Below are 21,205 nucleotides of genomic sequence, written 5' to 3'. Positions count from 1 at the left end.
TGGTGTAATCCAGGTCGATTTCGGCGCGCGAGGCCTGTCGCTCTCGCATCGAGCGGGCTGTCTCGCGCCGGCATCGACATCCGTCGGCGCGCTATGCCTGCCGCTCGTGCGCCATCTCCCCGACATAACGCGCGCGCGGCCGGATCAACCGGCCATCGGCAGACTGCTCCAGCGCATGGGCGATCCAGCCCGTCACGCGTCCCGCCGCGAACAGCGTGAACGCCGCGCCCGCCGGCAGGCCCAGCACGCGCTCGATGGCGCCGAGCGCATAGTCGAGCGTGGGCCGCGCGCCCGAAGTCGCTTCCACCGCCGCCGCGAGCGCATCGACGTCGCGCATCGCGGCGCGCGCGCCCGGACCCGCGCGTTCGCGCAACCACGCCAGCAGCAGCCGGGCACGCGGGTCGCCCTCGGGGTAGAGCGGATGGCCGAAGCCCGAGAGCGCGGGCGCGTGGCCGTGCTCGTCGGGTGCGAGCCGCGCGGCCAGCCAGCGATGCAGATCGCCGGCGCGCGTGGCTTCCGCGGCTTCGTTGAAGAGCGCCGCCACGCGCAGGGTTTCGCCGCCGTGACGCGGGCCCGCGAGCGCGGCCAGCCCGCCCGTGGCCGCGCCGAACAGATGCGTGCCCGTCGACGTGATGCAGCGCACCGTGAATGTGGACGCGTTCAGTTCGTGGTCGGCGCACAACACGAGCGCCGCGCGCAGCAGGTCGGCGTGCGCACGCGAGCGCACGCCCCATGCGTCGGCCAGTTGCCGGTGCAGCGGCGCATTCGACGGCGCGGCGGAAATCAGCGCGGCCGCGAGCAGGCGCATGAGCATCGCGGCGGTGTCGAGTTGCGCGTCGCGGCCTTGCGCCCAGATGCGCGGGATCTGCGCGGCGGCCGCGGGCAGCAGCACGAGCGCGCGTTCGAGCGGCGTGTGCGCGCTCCAGAGCTTGAGCCACGCCGACCACTGCGCGGACGCGATGGGCGCCTCGGGCGCCTGCGCGAGACGGCGCGGCGTGCATTGCCAGAGCCGCGCGGCCACCCCTTCGAGCGTTGCGCTGTGCGCGAGCGCGATGGCGTCCTCGCCGCGATACCAGAGCCGGCCTTCGGCGATCAGCGTGATCGACGATTCGAGCACGGGCACGCCCCAGTCGAGCACCTTCTGCGCGACCTTGCCCGCGCGTTTGCCGTCCGCCTTGCGGCGCGCGAGGCGGCGCACTTCGTCGGCGCGGTAACGGCGTTGCGGGTGGCTTTTGCCTTCCGGCGACGGCGCGGATTCGAGCAAACCGCGGCTCACGTACGCGTAGAGCGTGGCCCGGCTGATGCCGAGCGCGCTGGCCGCTTCGGCGGCGGTCATATAGCTGGACATGGCGGATCGACCTCGGAAACCGAATAAATCAATCTATGTTGATGATGATAATCAAGATTGATCGCTGACGGCTCCGGCGCGACGATTTCGCACGGGCTCGACCCCAGGCCCAACCCAGACCACGCCAATCCAACGCTGACAAGGACATTCGCCATGACGCCCCGCGACGCGCTCGAACACCTCTGGATGCTGGCCGATGCCGACCCGGCCGCGCTCGACCGGCTCACGATCGAGGGCGCCGATCCGGGCCTGCCGTCGATATTCCGTGTGGGCACGCTGGCGGCCGCGAGCATCGGCGCGGCGGGGCTCGCCGCCGCGCAACTGCACGAACTGCGCACGGGCCGTGCGCAACGCGTGGCGATCGACGTGCGGCGCGCGCTGGCGGCGTTTCGCAGCGAGCGCTACCTGAGCGTGGACGGCGCGCCGCCCGTCGAACTGCGCCATCCCGTGACGGGCCACTTTCCGACCGGCGACGGCCGCTGGATTCAGCTGCACGCGAACTTCCGCCATCACCTCGACGGCATCCTGCGCGTGCTCCAGTGCGCCGACGACCACGCCGCCGTGGCGCGCGCGATTCTCGGCTGGGAGGGCGCGGCGCTCGACGACGCGCTCGCGCAGGCGGGCCTGTGCGCCGCGCTCGTGCGCTCGCCGCGCGAATGGGCCGCGCACGAGCAGGCGAGGGCGGTGGCGAGCCTGCCGTTGTTCGAGATCGAACGCATCGGCGACGCGCCCGCGGAATTGCCGCGCGCGAACACGCACGCAGGCGCGCTTGCGCGCCCGCTCGACGGCGTGCGCGTGCTCGACCTCACGCGCATCATCGCGGGGCCGGTGGCGGGGCGCACGCTCGCGCAGCATGGCGCGAGCGTCTTGCTCATCAACGGTCCGCATCTGCCGAACATCGCGCCGCTCGTGATCGACAACGGGCGCGGCAAGCGCTCGGCCACGCTCGACCTGCGCGAGGCCGCCGCGCGCGAGCAGTTGAGCGCGCTGGCGCGCGACGCCGACGTGTTCCTGCAAGGCTACCGTCCGGGTGCGCTGGCGGCGCGCGGCTTCGCGCCCGAGGCGCTGGCGCGGCTGCGGCCCGGCATCGTCTGCGTGTCGATCAGCGCGTACGGGCATCGCGGGCCGTGGCGCGAGCGGCGCGGCTTCGACAGCCTCGTGCAGTCGGCGAGCGGGATCGTGTGGGCAGAGAGCGTGGCGAGCGAAGCACGAGCCGCGGGCGAGCACGGCGCGCCGTTCACCCAGGCGCGGCCGCTGCCGTGCCAGGCGCTCGATCACGCGACGGGTTATCTCGCGGCGTTCGGCGCGATGATTGCGCTGGCGCGGCGCGCGCGCGAAGGCGGTTCGTGGCACGTGCGGCTTTCGCTCGCGCAAACGGGGCGCTGGCTGCAAACCATGGGGACCGTCGATGGCGGTCAGCGCGCGCCCGAGGTGCATGCCGCCGATCTCGCCGATTGCCTGCAGGAGACGGCCTCGCCGTTCGGGCGCGTGCGCGCGGTCGCACCCGCGGAACGGCTCGAACTCACGCCGCCGTATTTCGCGCGGCCGCCCGTGCCGGTCGGCACCGATGCGGCAACGTGGGACGCGTCGAACGGCTGAACCCGGTCGTCATCGACCTACGCTGGCTGGCGTCCGGCTCGCGCGCCTATTTGCGCAATTCGGCAACGAAATCGTAATAGTCGTTGCGGCAGTAGGTGTCGGTGAGTTCGATCGCGCGCTGGTCGGCCGTATAGCCCACGCGCGTGATGAGCAGCAACGCTTCGTTGGGCGCGATGCTCATCTGCTGCGCGATCTCCTCGCTCGCGTTCACGGCGCGAAAGTGCTGGAGCGCGCGCACGATGGAGAGACCGCGCTGCTCCAGAAAGCTGTAGAGCGAGTCGCCGATCGCGTTCGGATCGGGAATCAGCGCGGCGGGGAAGGTGGAGTTCTCGACGGCCATGACGATGCCGTCCGCGAGCCGCAGTCGCTTGAGGCGCGTGACGGCGGCGGCGGGCGAGAGCCCGAGCTGGATGACTTCGTCGCGGCTCGCGGGCTGGATCTCGCGCGAGAGCCAGCGCGAGGCGGGCGTGAAGCCGCGCTGCCGCAGCATCTCGCTGAAGCTCGTGAGACGCGAGAGCGGGTCTTCGTAGCGCGGCGTGATGAAACTGCCCGCGCCTTGCGTGCGCCGGATCAGCCCCTGTTCGACGAGTAGCGCGATGGCCTTGCGCGCGGTGATGCGCGAGACGCCGAGCGCGTCGGCGAGCACGCGCTCGGACGGCAGCGCCTCGCCGGCGTTCCAGCGGTTGTCGTGGATCGCCACGCTCAGCTTGCGCGCGAGTTGCAGATACAGCGGCGTGTCGTTGTCCGGGTCCGGGCGCAGGTCGCGCCAGCGGTCTTCCGTGGGTGCGTTCATGGGAAGCAGGCATGAAAGGCGAACGGCAATTTTATGTCATCGGCGCAAGAAGCCGGTAATGATTGGCCTGCGAGCGCGCGTATGACCGCGCCGCGCACGAGGCAGTACACTGGTTGGCCGATTTCCAGGCGCCGTGTTTTGCTGGTCGCGCCGCCACGCCGGAGACTTTCATGACGACCGATATCGCCACCGTCGCGCTGCCGAACGGCGAACGCATCCCGAAGCTCGGGCAGGGCACGTGGGAGATGGGCGAGCGCGCCGCGCACCGTGCCGCCGAGATCGCCGCGCTGCGCGAGGGCGTGGCGCTGGGCATGACGCTCATCGACACGGCCGAGATGTACGGCGACGGCGCGACCGAGCGCCTCGTGGGCGAAGCGTTGCAGGGCCTGCGCGACGCGGTGTTTCTCGTCAGCAAGGTGTATCCGCATAACGCGAGCCGCGCGGGCGTCGTGCGCGCCTGCGAGGCGAGCCTCGAGCGCCTGAACACCGACCGGCTCGACCTGTATCTGCTGCACTGGCGCGGCGGCGTGCCGCTCGCGGAGACGGTCGCGGGTTTCGAGGCGCTCGTGCGCGCGGGCAAGATCCGGCATTGGGGCGTAAGCAATTTCGACACCGACGACATGATCGAACTCTTCGACGCGCCGGGCGGCGAGGCGTGCGCGACCAACCAGATCCTCTACAACATCGCGCGGCGCGGCGCCGAATTCGACCTGCTGCCGTGGAGCGTCGCGCATCGCATGCCGGTGATGGCGTATAGCCCCGTCGATCACGCGCGGCTGCCGCGCCGTTCGCCGCTCGACGACATCGCGCAGGCACGCGGCGTCTCGGTGTATCGCGTGGCGATGGCGTGGGTGTTGCGGCAGGAGGGCGTGTGCGCGATTCCGAAGGCGGGGCGCGTCGAGCACGTGCGCGACAATCGCGCGGCGCTCGATCTCGTGCTCGATCCGCAGGAATGCGCGGCGCTCGATGCGTACTTCAAGCCACCGCGCGCGAAGCGTCCGCTGGAGATGCTGTAGCGGTTCGCGGCGGCGTTCGAGGCGATATTCGCAGACGAAATGATGTCGATGGCGCGCGCGGGCCGGTTGCGCGCGCAACGAGTCGGGCGCGATCGCCGGGTCAGTCGAAGTCCTCGACGTGCCGGTGCCGCGCGAGCAGGCACGGCTGAGCGGCACCGGCGGGGTTGACGGCGTAGCCGGCGTCCGGACCGCGGCGGCGGCGACCGGCCGGGGGACCGGTACGCCGCCGCCGATGCCAGGACTGGCGCGTGTGGCTTTCACGCCAGATCGGAGTGGCCGGAGCCGTTCGCCTGCACCGCCGTGCGGGCTCAATGACCGCCGCCATGGCCGCCACCGCCACCACCGTGGCCGCCGCCGTGCCCGCCGCCCGGGCCGCCCGACGAACCACCCTTGCCGAATCCTCCACCGAAACCACCGCCAAAGCCTCCACCGAAACCGCCGCCGAAGCCGTCGCCAAATCCCCCACCGTGACCGCCGGATGGCCCGCCAGCCGATCCGCCGTGTCCGCCGCAACCGCAGCCGGAGCTTCCGCCGCCGTTGTTACCACCGCCGTTGTTACCACCGCCGTTGTTACCACCGCCGTTGTTGCCACCGCCGTTGTTGCCGCCGCCGTTGTTGCCGCCACCGTTGTTACCACCGCCGTTGTTGCCACCGCCGTTATTGCCGCCGCCGTTGTTGCCGCCGCCGTTGTTGCCGCCGCCGTTGTTGCCACCGCCGTTGTTGCCACCGCCACCGCCGCCGCCCGAATTGCTCGAACCGCCGCCGGATCCGCTCGATCCCGAACCGCCCACGCCCGACGAGCCGCTGCCGCTGCCGTGACCCGAGGTCGAGCCCGAGGTGCCCGCGGAGCCGGACGATCCCGAAGATCCGCTCGAACCCGACGAGCCGCTAGAACCCGCCGCGCCCGCTCCGGCGCCCGCGCCGCCGCTGCTCGCACCGGCACCCTTGCCGCCGGGGAAGCAACTGCCGTGATGCTTCTCGCAATCGTCGGGGGCGAATACCGTGGAGAAGTCGCCCGCGACGGTAATCGCGTCGGAGTCCGAACGAGTCGCCGACGGGCCTTTCGTATTCGCCGCGCCGGCCACCGCTGCCGACGACGCGCCGAACGCAGGCGCCGCCGCAATCGGCGCTGCCGCCGAGAGCTTGCCGCGTCGCGTCGCCTGCGCGCCGCTCGCCTGAACCGGCGCATCGGCGACCAGCACGGGTTGCGCGAAGATATCCTCGTGCACCGCGTCCTGTCCGGCTCGCGCGCCGCTGGCCGGCAGCATCACGGCCGCCGCTATCGCGCTCAGTGCGAGTCCTCGCGCTATCCCGTAGCAGTACTGATGAATCGTGCTTGTTCTCATCGCGGTCTCCCGGGCGTGGCGTCTTACGCCACCGCCTCACGCGCCTCGTGCCGGGCCGCTTGCGTGATCGCTCGCGTGCGCTGTCCCCGTCAGGCAATCCCGCTTCATGTCGGCGGTCGCGTCCCTGGCTGGCGGCGCGTCCGGTTCCTTCCGGCGCGAGCGGTACTCGCAGTGCTAAACGAGCACCCAGCCGGCCACATGGCGAGTGGCCGGATCGGACAGGGCGGCTTGTCGATTGTCGGTTTGCGCGTGCGGGCCGGCGGATGAAAAGCGTCGAGCGTCCAGCCACCCGTTCGCCCGGACCCGCCGCGCCGTGTGGTGCGCGGCCGGTCCGGTTTGCGGCGACCGGATGCCTGATGCTGATTTAGCGAGTTCTGTGCCACCGGCCGCAAACGGCCTCGCGTCGCGGGCCTGACAATTGACCTGCGTCCGCGAAGACTGAAAACGTCATGAAAACGTTTCGATGATGAAACGCGCGGCCCCGGTGAGCGCGATTTACGTTACAGACGTGATGCGCGTGGGTCGCGCGGGTGTTGTGCGCTCGGTTCGTGCGTTCGCGTTGCGTGCCGGGGTTGCGCGCGTGTCGGGTTTGCGTTGCCGATGCGCGAGTCGTGCGCGCGAATCGCGGGACGGCGCAACGAACCGCGCGGACGATCGAGCGCGCGCTCAGTTCACCGCGCGCGCCGCCTGCGCGGCGCGTTGCTGCTCGCGCAACGTGTCGACGGGAATGTGGCAGAGGATGCGATGGCCGCCGCCGGCGTCGGCGAGCGGCGGGGCTTCGTCGTCGCAGATCGCGCCGAGCTTGCGCGGGCAGCGCGCGCTGAAAATGCAGCCGCTTCGCGATGCCAATGGCGGCCGCGCGGCTCCGGCGTTCGCGGCGACGTTCGCATCGGCACTCACATCGGCACTCACATCGGCACTCGTATTGGCATTCGTATCGACGTTTGCCGCGGCACTCGCATCGGCATTCGTATCGACGTTCACCGTGGCACTCGCATCGGCCTTCGCGGCTTCGTCGCGGTCGCCCGCCCGGCGCGCCGCGAGCAGCGTTTCCGTGTACGGATGCCACGGTCCGTCGAACACGGCCGCCGCCGGGCCGCTCTCGACCACGCGCCCCGCGTAGAGCACGGCGATGCGGTCGGCGAGATAGCGCACCACGTCGAGATTGTGCGAGATGAACAGATAGCTCACGTCGCGCTCGCGTTGCAGGCGCGCGAGCAGATTGAGGATCGCGGCCTGCACGGAAACGTCGAGCGCCGAAGTCGGTTCGTCGCAGATCACCACGCGCGGCGCGCCCGCGAACGCCTGGGCGATCGCCACGCGCTGTTTGAGACCGCCCGACAGTTGCCGCGCCCGTGCCGCGAGATAGCGCGCGGGCACGCGCACGGCGTCGAGCAGCGCGCCCACGCGAGTGTTCTCGTCGCCAACGTCGTGCGCGGTATGCGCGTCGTTCGCGGCGTCGCGCGGGCGCGTAGCGGCGTTGGGCGCGAGCGCGCGCGCCACGAGCCGCTTCACGCTGAGCGCGCGATTGAGCGACGCGTCGGGATGCTGGAACACCACGCGCAGCGCCGCGCGCTGGGTGGCGTCTCGGCGCGCGACGCGGCCGTCGAGCGGCTGGCCGTCGAGTTCGATCGCGCCGCCCGCGTCGGGTTGTTGCAGACCGAGCAGCAGCCGTGCGAGCGTCGTCTTGCCGCTGCCCGACTCGCCCACGAGGCCGAGCGTTTCGCCCGCATGCAGTTCGATCGACACGCCGTCGAGTGCGCGCACCGCCTGGGCGCCGCGTCCGAACGTGCGCGACACGTCGACGGCGCGCAGCACCACGCGCGCTTCCCGCGCGGCATCCGGCAGGGTGTCCGGGAGTGCGTTCGGCGATGCAGCTGGCGAGGCCGCCTGCGCATCGGCATCGACATCGACATTGACATCCGCATCGATATCCGCCGCGGCATCGACATCGTCATTCCTCTCGACACGCGCATCTTCGGCGGACATCGCGAGCGGCAACTCGATCGCGCGCTCGTGATAGTGGCAGCGCGACATCTGTTCGCCGTGCGGCGAGGTGAGCCGATGCGGCGGCGGCGCCTGTTCGCGGCAGCGCGCGTCGGCGAGACGGCAGCGCGGCGCGTACACGCAGCCATGCAGCAGCGCGCCCGGCGCGGGCAGTTCGCCCGGAATCGTGTCGAGCGCGCCCGCGTGCTTGTTGCGGCCGTGCGCGGGCAAGCAGCGCAGCAGCCCGACCGTGTACGGATGGCGCGCGCGCGCGAACACGTCGCGCGTCGGGCCTTCTTCCACGAGGCGGCCCGCGTAGAGCACGCCCACGCGCTCGCACATGCGGCCGATCACGGCGAGATCGTGGCTGATGAGCAGCACCGCCATGCTGAGTTCCGCGCGCAGCTTCGCGATCAGGTCGAGCACTTCGGCCTCGACGGTCGCGTCGAGGCCCGTGGTCGGCTCGTCGAGGATCAGCAGCGCGGGATTCGAGGCGAGCGCCATGGCGATCACCACGCGCTGCTGCATGCCGCCCGAGAGTTGATGCGGATAGCTCGCGAGCACGCGCTCGGGATCGGCAATGCGCACGCGCTCGAGCATCGCATAGGCGCCGTCGCGCGCGTCGCGCTCGTTCGCGCCCGCGGCTTCGAACGCTTCGACCAACTGACGGGCAATGGTGAGCGTGGGATTGAGCGCGCTGGCGGGGTCCTGATAGACCATCGAAACAGCATTGGCGCGCAGCGTGCGCAGGCCGTTCGCGTCGAGCGCGAGCACGTCTTCGCCGGCGATCTGGATGCGTCCGGCCTTCACGCGGCCGTTGCGCGCGAGATAGCGCAGCGCCGCGAGCGCGACCGTCGACTTGCCGCAGCCCGATTCGCCAACGAGCCCGTACGCCTCGCCGCGCTGAATGCGCAGCGAGACGTCGGTGAGCACGTCGCGGTCGCGGCCGCGCACGCGGTACGCCACGGTCAGGCCGACGAGCGCGAGCGCGTCGTCGTCGCGGGGCGCGGCGAAGGTCGCGAGCGGCGAGCGTGCGGAGTGGGGCGAGGCGTTCATGTTTGCAGGACCTCGCGCAGGCTGTCGGCGATCAGGTTCACGGCCACCACGAGCGACGCGATCGCGAGCGCGTCGAAGGCCACGGTCCACCACGCGCCGCCCGCGAGCAGCGTGTACGAGTCGGCGAGCGCGAGGCCCCAGTCGGCGGAAGGCGGCTGGATGCCGAAGCCGAGAAACGAGAGCGTCGCCACCGCGAAGATCGCATAGCCGAGCCGCACCGTGGCTTCCACGATGATCGGCGGCCACACGTTGGGCAGGATCTCGGTGAACATCACGTCGAAGGCGTTCGCGCCGCGCAGTTGCGCGGCCGCGACATAGTCGAGATGCCGTTCGGCGAGCACGGCCGCGCGCACCGTGCGCGCGATCAGCGGCGCGAAGGTGATGCCGATCACGAGAATCACCGCGAGATTCGACGCGCCCACGGCCGCGAGCACGAGCAGCGCGACGATCACGAGCGGCAGCGCGAGCACGGCGTCGAGCGTGCGCGCGACCAGCGTGCCGAAAAAGCCCTCGAAATAGCCGGTGACGAGCCCGAGCGCCGCGCCCGCGAGCGTGCCCACGAGCGTGGCGAGCGGCGCGATGGTGAGGATGTCGCGCGCGCCCACGATCACGCGCGAGCAGATGTCGCGGCCCAGTTGATCCGTGCCGAACCAGTGCGCGTGGTCGGGCGGCAGCAGCGAGCTGAGCGGATCGGAGGCATAGGCGTCCTGCGGAGCGATCCACGTGCCCGCGAACGCGCAAACGATCCAGCCCAGCACGATCAGCGCGCCCGCGACGAACGAGGGCGAGCGCAGCAGCAAGCGCCAGGCGTCGCGCGCGCGGGTGTCGGCGGGCATGTCATGGTTGTCGCGAGAGTCGTGACCGCTCGGGGCGATCGATTCGGGGGGCGCGTCGCTCATGCGCGTCCTCCGGCATTGCGCAGGCGCGGATCGAGCAGCGCGTGCAGCGCGTCGGCGGCGAGATTGGCGAGCGTGTAGACGGCGCCCACCGTGAGCACGCCCGCTTCGAGCAGCGGAAAGTCCTTCGACTTCGCGGCGTTGTAGATCAGCGAGCCAATGCCCGGATAGCGGAACAGCGACTCCACCACCACGAGCCCGCCGATCAGATAACCGAGCTGCGTGGCCGCGACCGTCACGCTTGGCAGCAGCGCGTTGCGCAGCACGTGACGGCGGATCACCACGTGACGCGGCAGGCCTTTGAGAATGGCGGTGCGCGTGTAGTCGGCGTCGAGCGCGACGATCGTGCCCGCGCGCGCGATGCGGGCGAGATAGCCGAAGAACACGAGCACGAGCGGCAGCACCGGCAGCACGAGGTGGCGCAGCGTTTGCAGCGCGCCCGCGCCCGGCGGCGCGACGGCTTCGATCGGCAGCCAGCGCAGCCACACGCCGAAGATCAGGATCAGCACGATCGACGAAACGAACTCGGGCACCGCGCTCGCGCACAGGCCGCCCGTGCTGATCGCGCGATCGAGCGCGCGGCCCTCGTGCAGTGCCGCCCACACGCCGCCCGCGATGCCGAGCGGCACCACCGCGACGAACGCGAGCAAGCCGAGTTTCGCCGATTGCAGGAGCGCGTCGCCCACGAACGCCGCCACGGGTTGCTTGAAGGTCCACGACATGCCGAAGTCGCCGCGCAGCGCGTGCGTGATCCAGCTCACGTACTGATCGACGAGCGGGCGGTCCGCGCCCAGTTGATGATTGAGCGCGGCCACGGCGCGGGCGTCGGCGAGCGGCCCGAGCACCGCGCGGCCGATGTCGCCGGGCAGCAGCTGGCCGCCCGCGAACACGAGCACGGACAGCAGCCAGAGCGTGAAAATCGCCCACGCGACGCGCACGCCGAGAAAGCGTGCGATGCCCGCGCGCGCGCTGGACGGGTGCGCGGCGCGGGCGGGGCCGGGGGCATCGGGCGTTCGCAAGACCGGCGTGGCCATCGGACCTCCGTTTTCTCGTTTTCTCGTTGTCTATTTCGTTGCGGGTGCGCTGGCGCCGGACAGCAGCTGGGGCGACACAGCGCGCTCAGCCCGCGAGCGTCGCGCGATCGAAATAGAGCTGGGCCAGCGCCGTGAAGCGCACGCCCGAGAGCGCGGCGCGCTGCGCGATCAGCTGGTCGTAGAAGTACGGAATGATCACGGGCGTTTCGTCCAGCAGGAGCGTCTGGATTTGCGCCGCGACCTGTTTCTGCGCGGCAATGTCGAGCGTGGCCGAGAACTGCGCGACCAGCTTGTCGTACTGCGCGTTGCGAAAATGCGCAGCATTCCACGTGCCGCCCGAGGTGAGCGGCGCGTTGAGAAAGAGATTGGGCACGCCGCGATGGCCGTAGTCGGTGATGCCGAGCGGCGAGTCGAGCCAGTCCGACTTGCCGAAGGTGCCCGCGCCGTAATACTGCGACTGGCTTTCCACCTTGAGCGTGATGCGCACGCCGATCGCCTTGGCCGCGTTTTGCACGACCACGGCGAGATCGGGAATCTCCATGTACTTCTCGGTCGTGAGCGTGATGTCGAAGCCGTTCGCCACGCCCGCCTGCGCGAGCAACTGGCGCGCCTTCGCCACGTCGAGCTTGCGCTGCGGCACGGTGCTCGCCGTCGACGGGAAAATGGGCGCGAACGGGCTGTCGTTGCCCACCACGGCGCGGCCCTTGAAGAGCCCGCGCACCAGCACGTCGCGGTCGAGCGAGAGGGCGAGCGCCTGCCGCACGCGCTTGTCCCTGAACGCGGGCACGTCGTTGCGCATGTGGATCTGCCGGTGCGCGGCCGAGCGCACGCCGATCACCTTGAAGTCGGGATTGTTGAGCACGCCGATGCCGCCCTGCACGGTGAAGGTGCCCATCACGTCGGCCTGATGGCCTTGCAGCGCGAGCAGTTGCGCCTGCTCGTCGGCGTAGAACGCGAATTCGAGGCGCGCGGGCAGCGCCTTGTCGCCCCAGTAGTCGGGGTTGCGCACGAAGCTCGCGCCGCGGCGCGCCTCGTAGCGTTCGAGCTTGAACGCACCCGTGCCGATAAAGCTCTTTTCGTAATTGCCCGCGTAATTCGCGGGCAGCAGCACCGCGTTGTAGTTGTCCGAGGAGACGTAGTAGGGGAAGTTGCCGTTGGGCGCGTCCAGATGGAACGCCACGGTGTGTTCGTCCACCACCTTGGCGCCGCCCTTCGAGAGCACGCCCTTGAGCACGGAAAGTGCCGCCGAACCGCTCGCGGGGTCGGCGAGCCGGTCGAAGGTAGCGACCACGTCCTTCGCGCCGAAGGGCTGGCCGTCGTGGAATTTCACGTTCGGGCGCAGCTTGAACGTCCAGACGTCCGCTTTGGCGTTGGGCTGCCAGGAGAGCGCGAGCGCGGGCTGAAGCTGGCCGTGCTCGTCGTCGTTGGCGAGGAATTCGCCGGTCTGGTTGAGCAGGCAGAGCGCGCCCGCGTCCGTCACGGTGAGCGGGTCCACGGCGGCCGCGGGCATCAGGTGCGCGACGCGAATCGTTTGATTGGTGGGCGTGCCGGGTTTGGCCGCGCCTTGCGCGTGCGCGCCGCGCGGCACCAGCAGGGCGGGCAACGCCGCGCCGAGCCCGAGCACGCTCGCGTGGCGCAGCAACTCGCGCCGCGTGAGGCGGCCCGCGAGGAACTCGTCGATGGCGTGATTGGCGGGTTCGCTCGCGGCATGGCCGCGCGGGCGCCGCGAATCGAGAGAGGCAGACAGCGCGCGTTGCGACTGCGGGGATTGCGAAAGCGGTGACGAGAACTGTGCGGAGAACTTCGGTCGTTTCATCGGTGCGGATTTCCGTGCGATTCCGTTTGTGGGACGCGCGGCTTCGTGTGAAGACGCGACGGCGGCATGCGGTACGGCAGACGACGAATGGGCGCGGCGGGGTCGTGACGCGGCGCCGGATAATCGGCCTAGTTTACGCGTTTTCGCCCGCTCAGGCGTGCTGCGGGTGCCGCTCGGGGTTTCGCTGGGTTGCGCGCGGGCGCGTTATCGTGCCGACGACGTGCGCCGATGAAGTGCGCCGATACAGCGGGGCAACGCGCGGCGTCACGCGCGCCGCGCGCGGGAAAGCGCGTGCGTTCAGACAGCGGGCCGCTTCCAGCGATGGAACAGCACCGAGCCGATCCAGCACGCGATGAAGGTGGCGACGATGCCGTAGCCGATCTCGCCAAAGCGGTCGTTCAGGTCCGCGACGAGCGACCACACGCCGCCGCTCGCGCCGAGCGTGTCGCCGATCAGGCCGAGCGCTTCCACGCCGCCGATCACGATCGCCACCATCGCCGAGACGAACGTGATGCTCGCGTTGTAGTAGAGCTTGCGCCGGGGATCGTCCATGGCCCAGCCGTAGGCGTGCACCATCAGCACGTTGTCGGTGGAATCCACGAGCGTCATGCCCGCCGTGAACAGCGCGGGAAACACGAGGATCGAGTAGATCGGCAGACCCTTGCCCGCTTCGGCCGCGGCGATGGCGAGCAGGCCGATTTCCGTGGCCGTGTCGAAGCCGAGTCCGAACAGCACGCCCACGGGGTACATGTGCCAGCTTTTCGTGACGAGCGCGAACAGCGGGCGCAGCGCGCGCGAGAACAGACCGGCCGGCGCGCTCGCATGGGCTGCGGCGGCGAGCGCGGTGTCGTCGCCGCGTTGCGCGCGGCGGTAGCGCGACCACACATCGCGCAGGATCACGAGGTTCACGCCCGCGAGCACGAGCAGAAAGAGCGACGACACCAGCGTGCCGACGGTTGCGCCAATCGCATGAAACTGTTCGAAGCGGCCGTGCAGCGTGAGCGCCGTGAGCGCGATGCCCACGGTCGCGGCAATCACGATGGTCGAATGCCCGAGCGAGAACGCCAGCCCCACGCCGAGCGGCCGCTTGCCTTGCTGCATGAGCTTGCGCGTGACGGCGTCGATCGCGGCGATATGGTCGGCGTCCACCGCGTGGCGCAGGCCGAAGCCGTAGGCGAGCAGGGCGGTGCCGAGCAGCAGCGGGTAGTGGCGAAATGCGATCAGCGCCCACGCCCACGCGCCGAGATTGGCGGCGAGCAGGCCGGCGTAGAGCGGAATCAAACGGGCGCGCAGCGGGGCGTGAGTGGGCGTCGTCATGGATGAAGCGAGGGCGCTCGAAGGTTCAGGGGGCGTTCAGTGATCGTGAGGATGACGATGGATCGGGTCGACCCAGTACACGGTTTCGGGCGCTTCCACGGCGTCGATGTTCAGGTTCACGACCACGGCTTCGTTGTCGCTGCGCACGAGCACGCATTCGAGCGGATCGTCGGTGCTCGCGTTGATTTCCTGGTGCGGCACGTAGGGCGGCACGAAGATGAAGTCGCCGGGACCCGCTTCCGCCGTGAACTCCAGATGCTCGCCCCAGCGCATGCGCGCGTGGCCGCGCACGACGTAGATCACGCTTTCGAGCGCGCCGTGATGATGCGCGCCCGTCTTCGCGTTCGGATGGATCGTCACGGTGCCGGCCCAGATTTTCTGCGCGCCCACGCGCGCCGCGTTGATGGCGGCCGCTCGGTTCATGCCGGGCGTTTGCGCGGTGTTCGCGTCGAGCTGGTCGCCGCGTATCACCTGGACGCCGTGTTCGCGCCAGTCGGGTGCGCCGTGGTCGCCGGGTTCGTCGCCATGAGGGTGATCGTGCGGATGGTCGTGGCCGTGTTCGTTGCTCATCGTCGTGTCTCCTTCGCGTTATCTTCGCTCGTCTCGCAGACGACTTCGGCGCATTGTGGCATGGCCAAAAATCGCGCTGTGCCCGCTGCGCCGCCATCGTGCGTCACTGCGCGCTTCGGCTTCGTGCGCGCCCATGAAAAAAGCCCGTCCGGAGGACGCGTTGCATCGCGTCGGGACGGGCTTCGTGGCGTCGCGCGCGGCCGAAAAGCATGAGCGGCCGCGCGCTGCACCGGATTACTTCTTCGCGTTGATGACGGCTTCCGCCACGTTCTGCGGCGTTTCCGAGTAGTGCTTGAACTCCATCGTGTAGGTCGCGCGGCCTTGCGTGAGCGAGCGCAGCGACGTGGAATAGCCGAACATTTCCGAGAGCGGCACTTCGGCGCGCACGATCTTGCCGCCGCCGCCCGCGATGTCTTCCATGCCCTGCACGATGCCGCGGCGGCTCGACAGATCGCCCATCACGTTGCCCATGAAGTCCTCGGGCGTTTCCACTTCCACGGCCATCATCGGTTCGAGCAGGATCGGCTTGGCTTTGCGCATCGCTTCCTTGAAGGCCATCGAGCCGGCCATGCGGAAGGCGTTTTCGTTCGAGTCCACGTCGTGGTACGAGCCGAACGTGAGCGTGACCTTCGTGTCGACGACCGGATAGCCCGCGAGCACGCCCGCCTTGAGCGTTTCCTGGATGCCCTTGTCGACAGCCGGGATGAACTCGCGCGGAATCACGCCGCCCTTGATCGCATCGACGAATTCGTAGCCCTTGCCCGGCGTCTGCGGTTCGAGCGTGATGACCGCGTGGCCGTACTGGCCGCGCCCGCCCGACTGCTTGACGAACTTGCCTTCGACATCCTCGACCTTGTTCTTCACCGTTTCGCGATACGCCACCTGCGGCTTGCCGACGGTCGCTTCCACGCCGAACTCGCGCTTCATGCGATCGACGAGAATTTCCAGGTGCAGCTCGCCCATGCCGGAGATGATGGTCTGGCCGGATTCCTCGTCGGTCTGCACACGGAACGACGGATCTTCCTGCGCGAGGCGGTTGAGCGCGATGCCCATCTTTTCCTGGTCGGCCTTGGTCTTCGGCTCCACGGCCTGCGAGATCACCGGCTCGGGGAAGATCATGCGTTCGAGCACGATCGGGTTGGCCGGATCGCACAGCGTGTCGCCCGTGGTGGCTTCCTTCAAACCCACGGCGGCGGCAATGTCGCCCGCGCGCACTTCCTTGATTTCCTTGCGCTCGTTCGCGTGCATCTGCAGGATGCGGCCAAGGCGTTCCTTCTTTTCCTTGATCGCGTTGAGCACCGTGTCGCCCGATTCCACCACGCCCGAATACACGCGGAAGAAGATCAGCTGGCCGACGAACGGGTCGGTCATGATCTTGAAGGCGAGCGCCGAGAACGGCTCTTCGTCGCTCGGGTGACGCTCGATTTCCTTGTCGCTCAGGTCGTGGCCGAGAATGGCGGGCACGTCCACCGGCGAGGGCAGATAGTCGATCACGGCGTCGAGCATCGCCTGCACGCCCTTGTTCTTGAACGCGCTGCCGCACAGCATCGGCACGATTTCGTTGGCGATCGTGCGCTTGCGCAGCGCGCCCTTGATTTCCTCTTCGGTCAGGCTCTCGTGATCTTCGAGATACTTTTCGAGCAGCGTCTCGTCGGCTTCGGCGGCGGCCTCGACCATCTTTTCGCGCCACTCTTTCGCGGTCTCGAGGAGATTCGCGGGAATCTCGGCGTATTCGAACTTCACGCCCTGGCTTTCGTCGTCCCACACGATCGCCTTCATCTTCACGAGATCGACCACGCCCTGGAAGTGATCTTCGGCGCCCACCGGAATCTGGATCGGCACCGCCACGCCTTTGAGGCGCTCGCCGATCTGCCGCTGCACGCGAAAGAAGTCCGCGCCGATGCGGTCCATCTTGTTGACGAACGCGATGCGCGGCACCTTGTACTTGTTCGCCTGGCGCCACACGGTTTCGGACTGCGGCTGCACGCCGCCGACCGAGTCGTAGACCATGCACGCGCCGTCGAGCACGCGCATGGAGCGCTCGACCTCGATCGTGAAGTCCACGTGCCCCGGCGTGTCGATGATGTTGATGCGATGCTCGGGGTAGTTGCCGGCCATGCCTTTCCAGAACGCCGTGGTGGCCGCCGACGTGATCGTGATGCCGCGCTCCTGCTCCTGCTCCATCCAGTCCATGGTCGCCGCGCCGTCGTGCACCTCACCGAGCTTGTGGTTCACACCGGTGTAGAAGAGGATGCGTTCGGTCGTGGTGGTTTTGCCGGCATCGATGTGAGCACTGATCCCGATGTTTCGATAGCGCTCGATGGGGGTCTTGCGAGGCACGGTGATCTCCTTGGAATGACGCGCCATGGAAGCTTGCGGGCGGCGTGCGGCGCGGCCTGCGCGCGGCCCGATGCGCTGCGCGGCGCGCGCCGCCTCGAATCTTCGGGAGTCGTTGGCGGGGCGCCGCGCCGTGCGGGACTTAATAGGATAGCGCTTGCGCGCGGCTTTTGCTGGTAAGCGGACCAGGCGGCCCGGCGGGCGAGACGCCGCCCCGGCAGGGCTGCACGGCGCGGAGCGGGCGGGGAGAGCGGCTGCGCGGCGTCACGCGCGCCGGGCCGGGCCGCGCGAAGCGCGGGGCGCGCGGATGCACGAGGCGCACCCAGATGCGAAAAAGCCGGCGCCGCTGCGTAGCGGGACCGGCTTCAGGGAAAGTGCGGCGGCGCGCGATGAAGCGCGCGGCGCGTTATTGCTGCGGCGGCAGGCCTTGAATCTTCATGCCGGGCTTGATGCCCTTCGACGTGAACCAGCCTTTGCTCATTTCCAGCGCGTAGACGCCGTTGTTGCGCGGGCAGTGGTTGTTGGTCGTTTCGGCGTCCATCTCGTCGATGTCGGTCACGGTGCCGTCGGCGCGCATGAAGGCGATCGAGAGCGGGATCAGCGTGTTCTTCATCCAGAAGCAGTGCACCGCGTTTTCGTTGAAGACGAACAGCATGCCTTCGTTCGGTGCGAGTTGCGTGCGATACATGAGACCTTGCTCGCGATCCGGGTCGTTGGCGGCCACGGCCGCGTCGATCACGAACATGCCCGCCGTGAGTTTCACGCGCGGAAATTCGCTGGGCTGTTTGGCGCCGGGCGGCATTTGCTGGGCATGCGCGACGCCCGAGGTCGCGGCGGTCGCGAACGTGAAGGCCGCGCAGGCGGCAAGCGGCATCGCAATGGCGAGCGCGCAGCGCACGAGTAGCGGGCGCAGGGAAAATCGCACGAGAGACTCCTTGCTTGAGAGTAATGCGCGCATGTTACGCGACCAGGTCAACGCGGGTCAAAATGCGCGAGATCAAATCATCGATACATCGAAGAATCGTACTGGCAAAACGGCTTGACGAACTCAACATGACGAACGGCGGCGGCAAAGAGAAAACCGCGGAAAAACGGCGAAGCGCCACGTAAGCCACGTAAAGCCCAACGATTTCGTCGACGAACGCCCAAACAAAAAGGCAGAACGCCTTGCAGCGTTCTGCCTTTTATCGCGCATGAACAACGGCATTGAATGCCGTTCTCCCAAGCGTCTTACAAGGAGCTTACTCCGAAGCTGCCGAAGCGGCTTCAGCCTTCGCTGCCTTCTTGTGCGACGACTTCTTGTGCGACTTCTTGTGCGATGCCTTGTGTGCCGACGAAGCAGCAGCAGCCGGAGCAGCCGAAGCAGCTTCCGGAGCCGAAGCTTGTGCGAAAGCAGCCGATGCGAAGAGGCCAGCGACCAGAGCAGCGATCAGTTTGTTCATGTTTTGAATCCTCAGCTTGAGTTAATTTAACCAAGTGACCCGGTTATTGGAGTCAGGTCGGTAAACGTGCCATCCACCTTTCGGTTGACAGTCGCAATCATCAAATTCCGTCAAAGTCGAACGAACCTGAAATTGCATCTGCCAGCGGTCGGGACCGAGCATTGCTGCGAGACCCCTTAAGGCTGAATGCCGGATAGCTTCGGCGGCATCTGTGTCGAATAACGCATGGTCCGGCGAGACGGTTGACGCGAATTTCTCATTTGCTTTTCAATGCCGCGAAGATGAAAGATTCACACTCGTGCGCGGCTTTGAAAAAAATCAAAAAGAAAATAAAAAACGCTGTCGCAACAGTCACTTGTGTTTCGAAGCCGTGCGTTGCCATGGCGCGTCGCTGGGTACGTCGCGGCTTTCACCGGGCGCGAGGCCCAACGAAAAAATATCGAGCGAGCCGATCGCAACGCGCACGAGACGCAGTGTGGGATAGCCGACCGCAGCGGTCATGCGTCGCACCTGACGGTTCTTGCCTTCGCTGATCGCGATCTCCACCCACGTGGCGGGAATCGCGGCGCGATAGCGAATGGGCGGATTGCGCGGCCACAGGTGTTGCGGTTCGTCGATCACGCGGGCCTGACACGGTTGCGTCACGAAGTCGCCGAGATCGACGCCGCCTTCGAGTGTGGCGAGCGCCTGCGCATCGGGTGCGCCTTCCACTTGTGCCCAATAGCGCTTCACGAGTTTGCGACGCGGCTCCGCGATGCGCGCCTGCAACGCGCCGTCGTCGGTGAGCAGCAGCAACCCTTCGCTGTCGGAGTCGAGGCGGCCGGCCGGATACACACCCGGCACCTTCACGAAGTCCGCGAGCGACTGCCGCGTTTCGTGCGGCGAGAACTGGCAGATCGTGCCGAACGGTTTGTTGAGTGCGATCAATCGCATGGCGTGGCTCGCAAGACAGGAGGAAGGCGGGTGGAACGGGTGAGGGCGTGATCTTAAAGCATCGCGCGACATCGGCGATTTGCTCTCTTATATAAGACATAAGAGATGGGTCTTGTGCGGCAGAGTCGATCGGGCCATGCCGCAGCGCAGCATGCGTAGTGGCCTGCGGCGCGTGCCGCAACGGCGGCGGGACGCGCCACGCCGTGCGAAAAGCGTGGTTAGAATAGCGGCCAGATCGCAGGCGGACGTCGCCCCGCGCGCGCCCGCGGCCGCCGCGGCGCCACCTTGTCGCGACGCCCGCCGTCACAGCCTTTGCCCTTTTTGGAGTCGACCATGCCGTATCAGCACATCCAGGTTCCGACCGGCGGTGAGAAGATCACCGTCAATCCGGATTTTTCGCTCAACGTTCCCGACCGGCCGATCATTCCGTTTATCGAAGGCGACGGCGTGGGCGTCGACGTCACGCCGGTCATGATCAAGGTGGTGGATGCGGCGGTCGAGAAATCGTACGGCGGCAAGCGCAAGATTCACTGGATGGAAATCTACGCGGGCGACAAGGCAACGCGCGTGTACGGCCCGGACGTCTGGCTGCCCGAGGAAACCGTCGACGCCGTGAAGGACTACGTCGTGTCGATCAAGGGCCCGCTCACCACGCCGGTGGGCGGCGGCATTCGCTCGCTCAACGTCACGCTGCGCCAGACGCTCGATCTCTACGTGTGCCTGCGCCCGGTGCGCTACTTCAAGGGCGTGCCTTCGCCGCTGCGCGAGCCGGAAAAGACCGACATGGTGATCTTCCGCGAGAACTCGGAAGACATCTACGCGGGCGTCGAATGGCCCGCCGAATCCGAGGGCGCGAAGAAGCTCATCAAGTTTCTGCGTGAAGAGATGGGCGCGAAGATCCGCTTCCCGGATACTTCCGGCATCGGCATCAAGCCCGTGTCGCGCGAAGGCACGGAGCGTCTCGTGCGCAAGGCGATCCAGTATGCGATCGACAACGAACGCCGCTCGGTCACGCTCGTGCACAAGGGCAACATCATGAAGTTCACCGAAGGCGCGTTCCGCGACTACGGTTATGCGCTCGCGCAGAAAGAATTCGGCGCGGAACTCATCGACGGCGGTCCGTGGATGAAGATCAAGAGTCCGAAAACGGGCGCGGACATCATCGTGAAGGACGTGATCGCCGACGCCTTCCTGCAGCAGATCCTGCAACGCCCGGCGGAATACGACGTGATCGCCACGCTGAACCTGAACGGCGACTACATCTCCGACGCGGCGGCGGCACAAGTGGGCGGCATGGGCATCGCGCCGGGCGCGAATCTTTCGGATTCCATCGCGATCTTCGAAGCGACGCACGGCACGGCGCCGAAGTACGCGGGCAAGGACTACGTGAATCCGGGCTCGGAAATTCTCTCGGCGGAAATGATGCTGCGTCACCTCGGCTGGACCGAGGCGGCGGATCTCATCATCGAGTCGATGGAAAAGTCGATCCAGGAAAAGCGCGTGACGTACGACTTCGCGCGCCTGATGGAAGGCGCGACGCAGGTGTCGTGCTCGGGCTTCGGCCAGGTGATGATCGACAATATGTGACGTTGACGCGATGCTTGGTGTTGCGCGAAACCCCGGCGGATCGATGACCTGCCGGGGTTTTTGTTTCACCGGCGATTAATCAGGATCACGAATCAAAAGGGTGATGCGATACGAAATCGGCCGACATCG

General features: G+C 68.0%; 16 protein-coding genes. 3 read left to right on the top strand and 13 right to left on the bottom strand.

Annotated features, from left to right (window positions below; translation table 11 throughout):
- Positions 1-91: 91 nt before the first annotated feature.
- Complete coding sequence (locus FAZ98_RS10775) at positions 92-1,348, bottom strand: citrate/2-methylcitrate synthase (protein WP_158951202.1); 1,257 nt, start codon at positions 1,346-1,348, stop codon at positions 92-94.
- Between the two features lie 153 nt (positions 1,349-1,501).
- On the opposite strand from FAZ98_RS10775, the gene FAZ98_RS10770 reads away from it, so the two are divergent.
- Positions 1,502-2,947, top strand: a complete 1,446-nt coding sequence (locus tag FAZ98_RS10770) for a CoA transferase (protein ID WP_158951201.1) — start codon at positions 1,502-1,504, stop codon at positions 2,945-2,947.
- 46 nt (positions 2,948-2,993) lie between these two features.
- Here FAZ98_RS10770 and FAZ98_RS10765 read toward each other — a convergent pair whose 3' ends face one another.
- Complete coding sequence (locus tag FAZ98_RS10765) at positions 2,994-3,740, bottom strand: GntR family transcriptional regulator (RefSeq protein ID WP_158951200.1); 747 nt, start codon at positions 3,738-3,740, stop codon at positions 2,994-2,996.
- A gap of 170 nt (positions 3,741-3,910) precedes the next feature.
- On the opposite strand from FAZ98_RS10765, the gene FAZ98_RS10760 reads away from it, so the two are divergent.
- Positions 3,911-4,756: an aldo/keto reductase gene (locus FAZ98_RS10760; RefSeq protein ID WP_158951199.1), complete on the top strand. Its 846-nt coding sequence runs from the start codon at positions 3,911-3,913 to the stop codon at positions 4,754-4,756.
- 308 nt (positions 4,757-5,064) lie between these two features.
- Here FAZ98_RS10760 and FAZ98_RS10755 read toward each other — a convergent pair whose 3' ends face one another.
- From FAZ98_RS10755 to FAZ98_RS10705, 11 genes are all read right to left on the bottom strand, one after another.
- Positions 5,065-6,102 carry a hypothetical protein gene (locus FAZ98_RS10755; protein WP_158951198.1) on the bottom strand — a complete coding sequence of 346 codons (1,038 nt, stop codon included), beginning with the start codon at positions 6,100-6,102 and terminating at the stop codon, positions 5,065-5,067.
- A 666-nt stretch (positions 6,103-6,768) separates the two neighbouring features.
- Positions 6,769-9,144 carry a dipeptide ABC transporter ATP-binding protein gene (locus FAZ98_RS10750; RefSeq protein WP_158951197.1) on the bottom strand — a complete coding sequence of 792 codons (2,376 nt, stop codon included), beginning with the start codon at positions 9,142-9,144 and terminating at the stop codon, positions 6,769-6,771.
- Positions 9,141-9,980, bottom strand: coding sequence for an ABC transporter permease (locus FAZ98_RS10745; RefSeq protein ID WP_233272710.1), 840 nt, complete (start codon positions 9,978-9,980; stop codon positions 9,141-9,143). The genes FAZ98_RS10750 and FAZ98_RS10745 overlap by 4 nt, the downstream gene beginning before the upstream one ends.
- A 59-nt stretch (positions 9,981-10,039) precedes the next feature.
- Positions 10,040-11,074 (bottom strand): ABC transporter permease, encoded by a 1,035-nt coding sequence (locus tag FAZ98_RS10740; protein WP_158951195.1) that lies wholly within the window; start codon positions 11,072-11,074, stop codon positions 10,040-10,042.
- 85 nt (positions 11,075-11,159) lie between these two features.
- Positions 11,160-12,890, bottom strand: a complete 1,731-nt coding sequence (locus tag FAZ98_RS10735; RefSeq protein WP_158951194.1) for an ABC transporter substrate-binding protein — start codon at positions 12,888-12,890, stop codon at positions 11,160-11,162.
- A 297-nt stretch (positions 12,891-13,187) separates the two neighbouring features.
- Complete coding sequence (locus tag FAZ98_RS10730; protein ID WP_158951193.1) at positions 13,188-14,207, bottom strand: HoxN/HupN/NixA family nickel/cobalt transporter; 1,020 nt, start codon at positions 14,205-14,207, stop codon at positions 13,188-13,190.
- A 36-nt stretch (positions 14,208-14,243) separates the two neighbouring features.
- Positions 14,244-14,777, bottom strand: a complete 534-nt coding sequence (locus FAZ98_RS10725; RefSeq protein WP_158951192.1) for a cupin domain-containing protein — start codon at positions 14,775-14,777, stop codon at positions 14,244-14,246.
- Positions 14,778-15,011: 234 nt separating this feature from the next.
- Positions 15,012-17,117: an elongation factor G gene (gene fusA, locus FAZ98_RS10720; RefSeq protein ID WP_158951191.1), complete on the bottom strand. Its 2,106-nt coding sequence runs from the start codon at positions 17,115-17,117 to the stop codon at positions 15,012-15,014.
- 403 nt (positions 17,118-17,520) lie between these two features.
- The gene (locus FAZ98_RS10715) at positions 17,521-18,039 is read right to left on the bottom strand and encodes a DUF192 domain-containing protein (protein WP_158951190.1); all 519 of its coding nucleotides are present in this window, start codon (positions 18,037-18,039) and stop codon (positions 17,521-17,523) included.
- Between the two features lie 316 nt (positions 18,040-18,355).
- Positions 18,356-18,556 carry a hypothetical protein gene (locus tag FAZ98_RS10710; RefSeq protein WP_158951189.1) on the bottom strand — a complete coding sequence of 67 codons (201 nt, stop codon included), beginning with the start codon at positions 18,554-18,556 and terminating at the stop codon, positions 18,356-18,358.
- 351 nt (positions 18,557-18,907) lie between these two features.
- On the bottom strand, positions 18,908-19,489 hold the full coding sequence (locus FAZ98_RS10705) for a pseudouridine synthase (RefSeq protein ID WP_158951188.1): 582 nt from the start codon (positions 19,487-19,489) through the stop codon (positions 18,908-18,910).
- A 333-nt stretch (positions 19,490-19,822) separates the two neighbouring features.
- Between FAZ98_RS10705 and icd the strand changes: the two genes are divergently transcribed.
- Positions 19,823-21,076, top strand: a complete 1,254-nt coding sequence (gene icd / locus FAZ98_RS10700) for an NADP-dependent isocitrate dehydrogenase (RefSeq protein WP_158951187.1) — start codon at positions 19,823-19,825, stop codon at positions 21,074-21,076.
- Positions 21,077-21,205: the final 129 nt, after the last annotated feature.

The organism is Paraburkholderia acidisoli (assembly GCF_009789675.1).
In the GTDB taxonomy this organism is placed as follows: Bacteria; Pseudomonadota; Gammaproteobacteria; order Burkholderiales; family Burkholderiaceae; genus Paraburkholderia; species Paraburkholderia acidisoli.
This window is presented reverse-complemented; position numbering and strand designations above follow the sequence as displayed.

Excerpts from the sequence above, each read along its gene's own strand:
- FAZ98_RS10775 (WP_158951202.1), bottom strand. The coding sequence starts at position 1,348 with ATGTCCAGCTATATGACCGCCGCCGAAGCGGCCAGCGCGCTCGGCATC.
- FAZ98_RS10770 (WP_158951201.1), top strand. The coding sequence starts at position 1,502 with ATGACGCCCCGCGACGCGCTCGAACACCTCTGGATGCTGGCCGATGCC.
- FAZ98_RS10765 (WP_158951200.1), bottom strand. The coding sequence starts at position 3,740 with ATGAACGCACCCACGGAAGACCGCTGGCGCGACCTGCGCCCGGACCCG.
- FAZ98_RS10760 (WP_158951199.1), top strand. The coding sequence starts at position 3,911 with ATGACGACCGATATCGCCACCGTCGCGCTGCCGAACGGCGAACGCATC.
- FAZ98_RS10755 (WP_158951198.1), bottom strand. The coding sequence starts at position 6,102 with ATGAGAACAAGCACGATTCATCAGTACTGCTACGGGATAGCGCGAGGA.
- FAZ98_RS10750 (WP_158951197.1), bottom strand. The coding sequence starts at position 9,144 with ATGAACGCCTCGCCCCACTCCGCACGCTCGCCGCTCGCGACCTTCGCC.
- FAZ98_RS10745 (WP_233272710.1), bottom strand. The coding sequence starts at position 9,980 with ATGCCCGCCGACACCCGCGCGCGCGACGCCTGGCGCTTGCTGCTGCGC.
- FAZ98_RS10740 (WP_158951195.1), bottom strand. The coding sequence starts at position 11,074 with ATGGCCACGCCGGTCTTGCGAACGCCCGATGCCCCCGGCCCCGCCCGC.
- FAZ98_RS10735 (WP_158951194.1), bottom strand. The coding sequence starts at position 12,890 with ATGAAACGACCGAAGTTCTCCGCACAGTTCTCGTCACCGCTTTCGCAA.
- FAZ98_RS10730 (WP_158951193.1), bottom strand. The coding sequence starts at position 14,207 with ATGACGACGCCCACTCACGCCCCGCTGCGCGCCCGTTTGATTCCGCTC.
- FAZ98_RS10725 (WP_158951192.1), bottom strand. The coding sequence starts at position 14,777 with ATGAGCAACGAACACGGCCACGACCATCCGCACGATCACCCTCATGGC.
- FAZ98_RS10710 (WP_158951189.1), bottom strand. The coding sequence starts at position 18,556 with ATGAACAAACTGATCGCTGCTCTGGTCGCTGGCCTCTTCGCATCGGCT.
- FAZ98_RS10705 (WP_158951188.1), bottom strand. The coding sequence starts at position 19,489 with ATGCGATTGATCGCACTCAACAAACCGTTCGGCACGATCTGCCAGTTC.
- icd (WP_158951187.1), top strand. The coding sequence starts at position 19,823 with ATGCCGTATCAGCACATCCAGGTTCCGACCGGCGGTGAGAAGATCACC.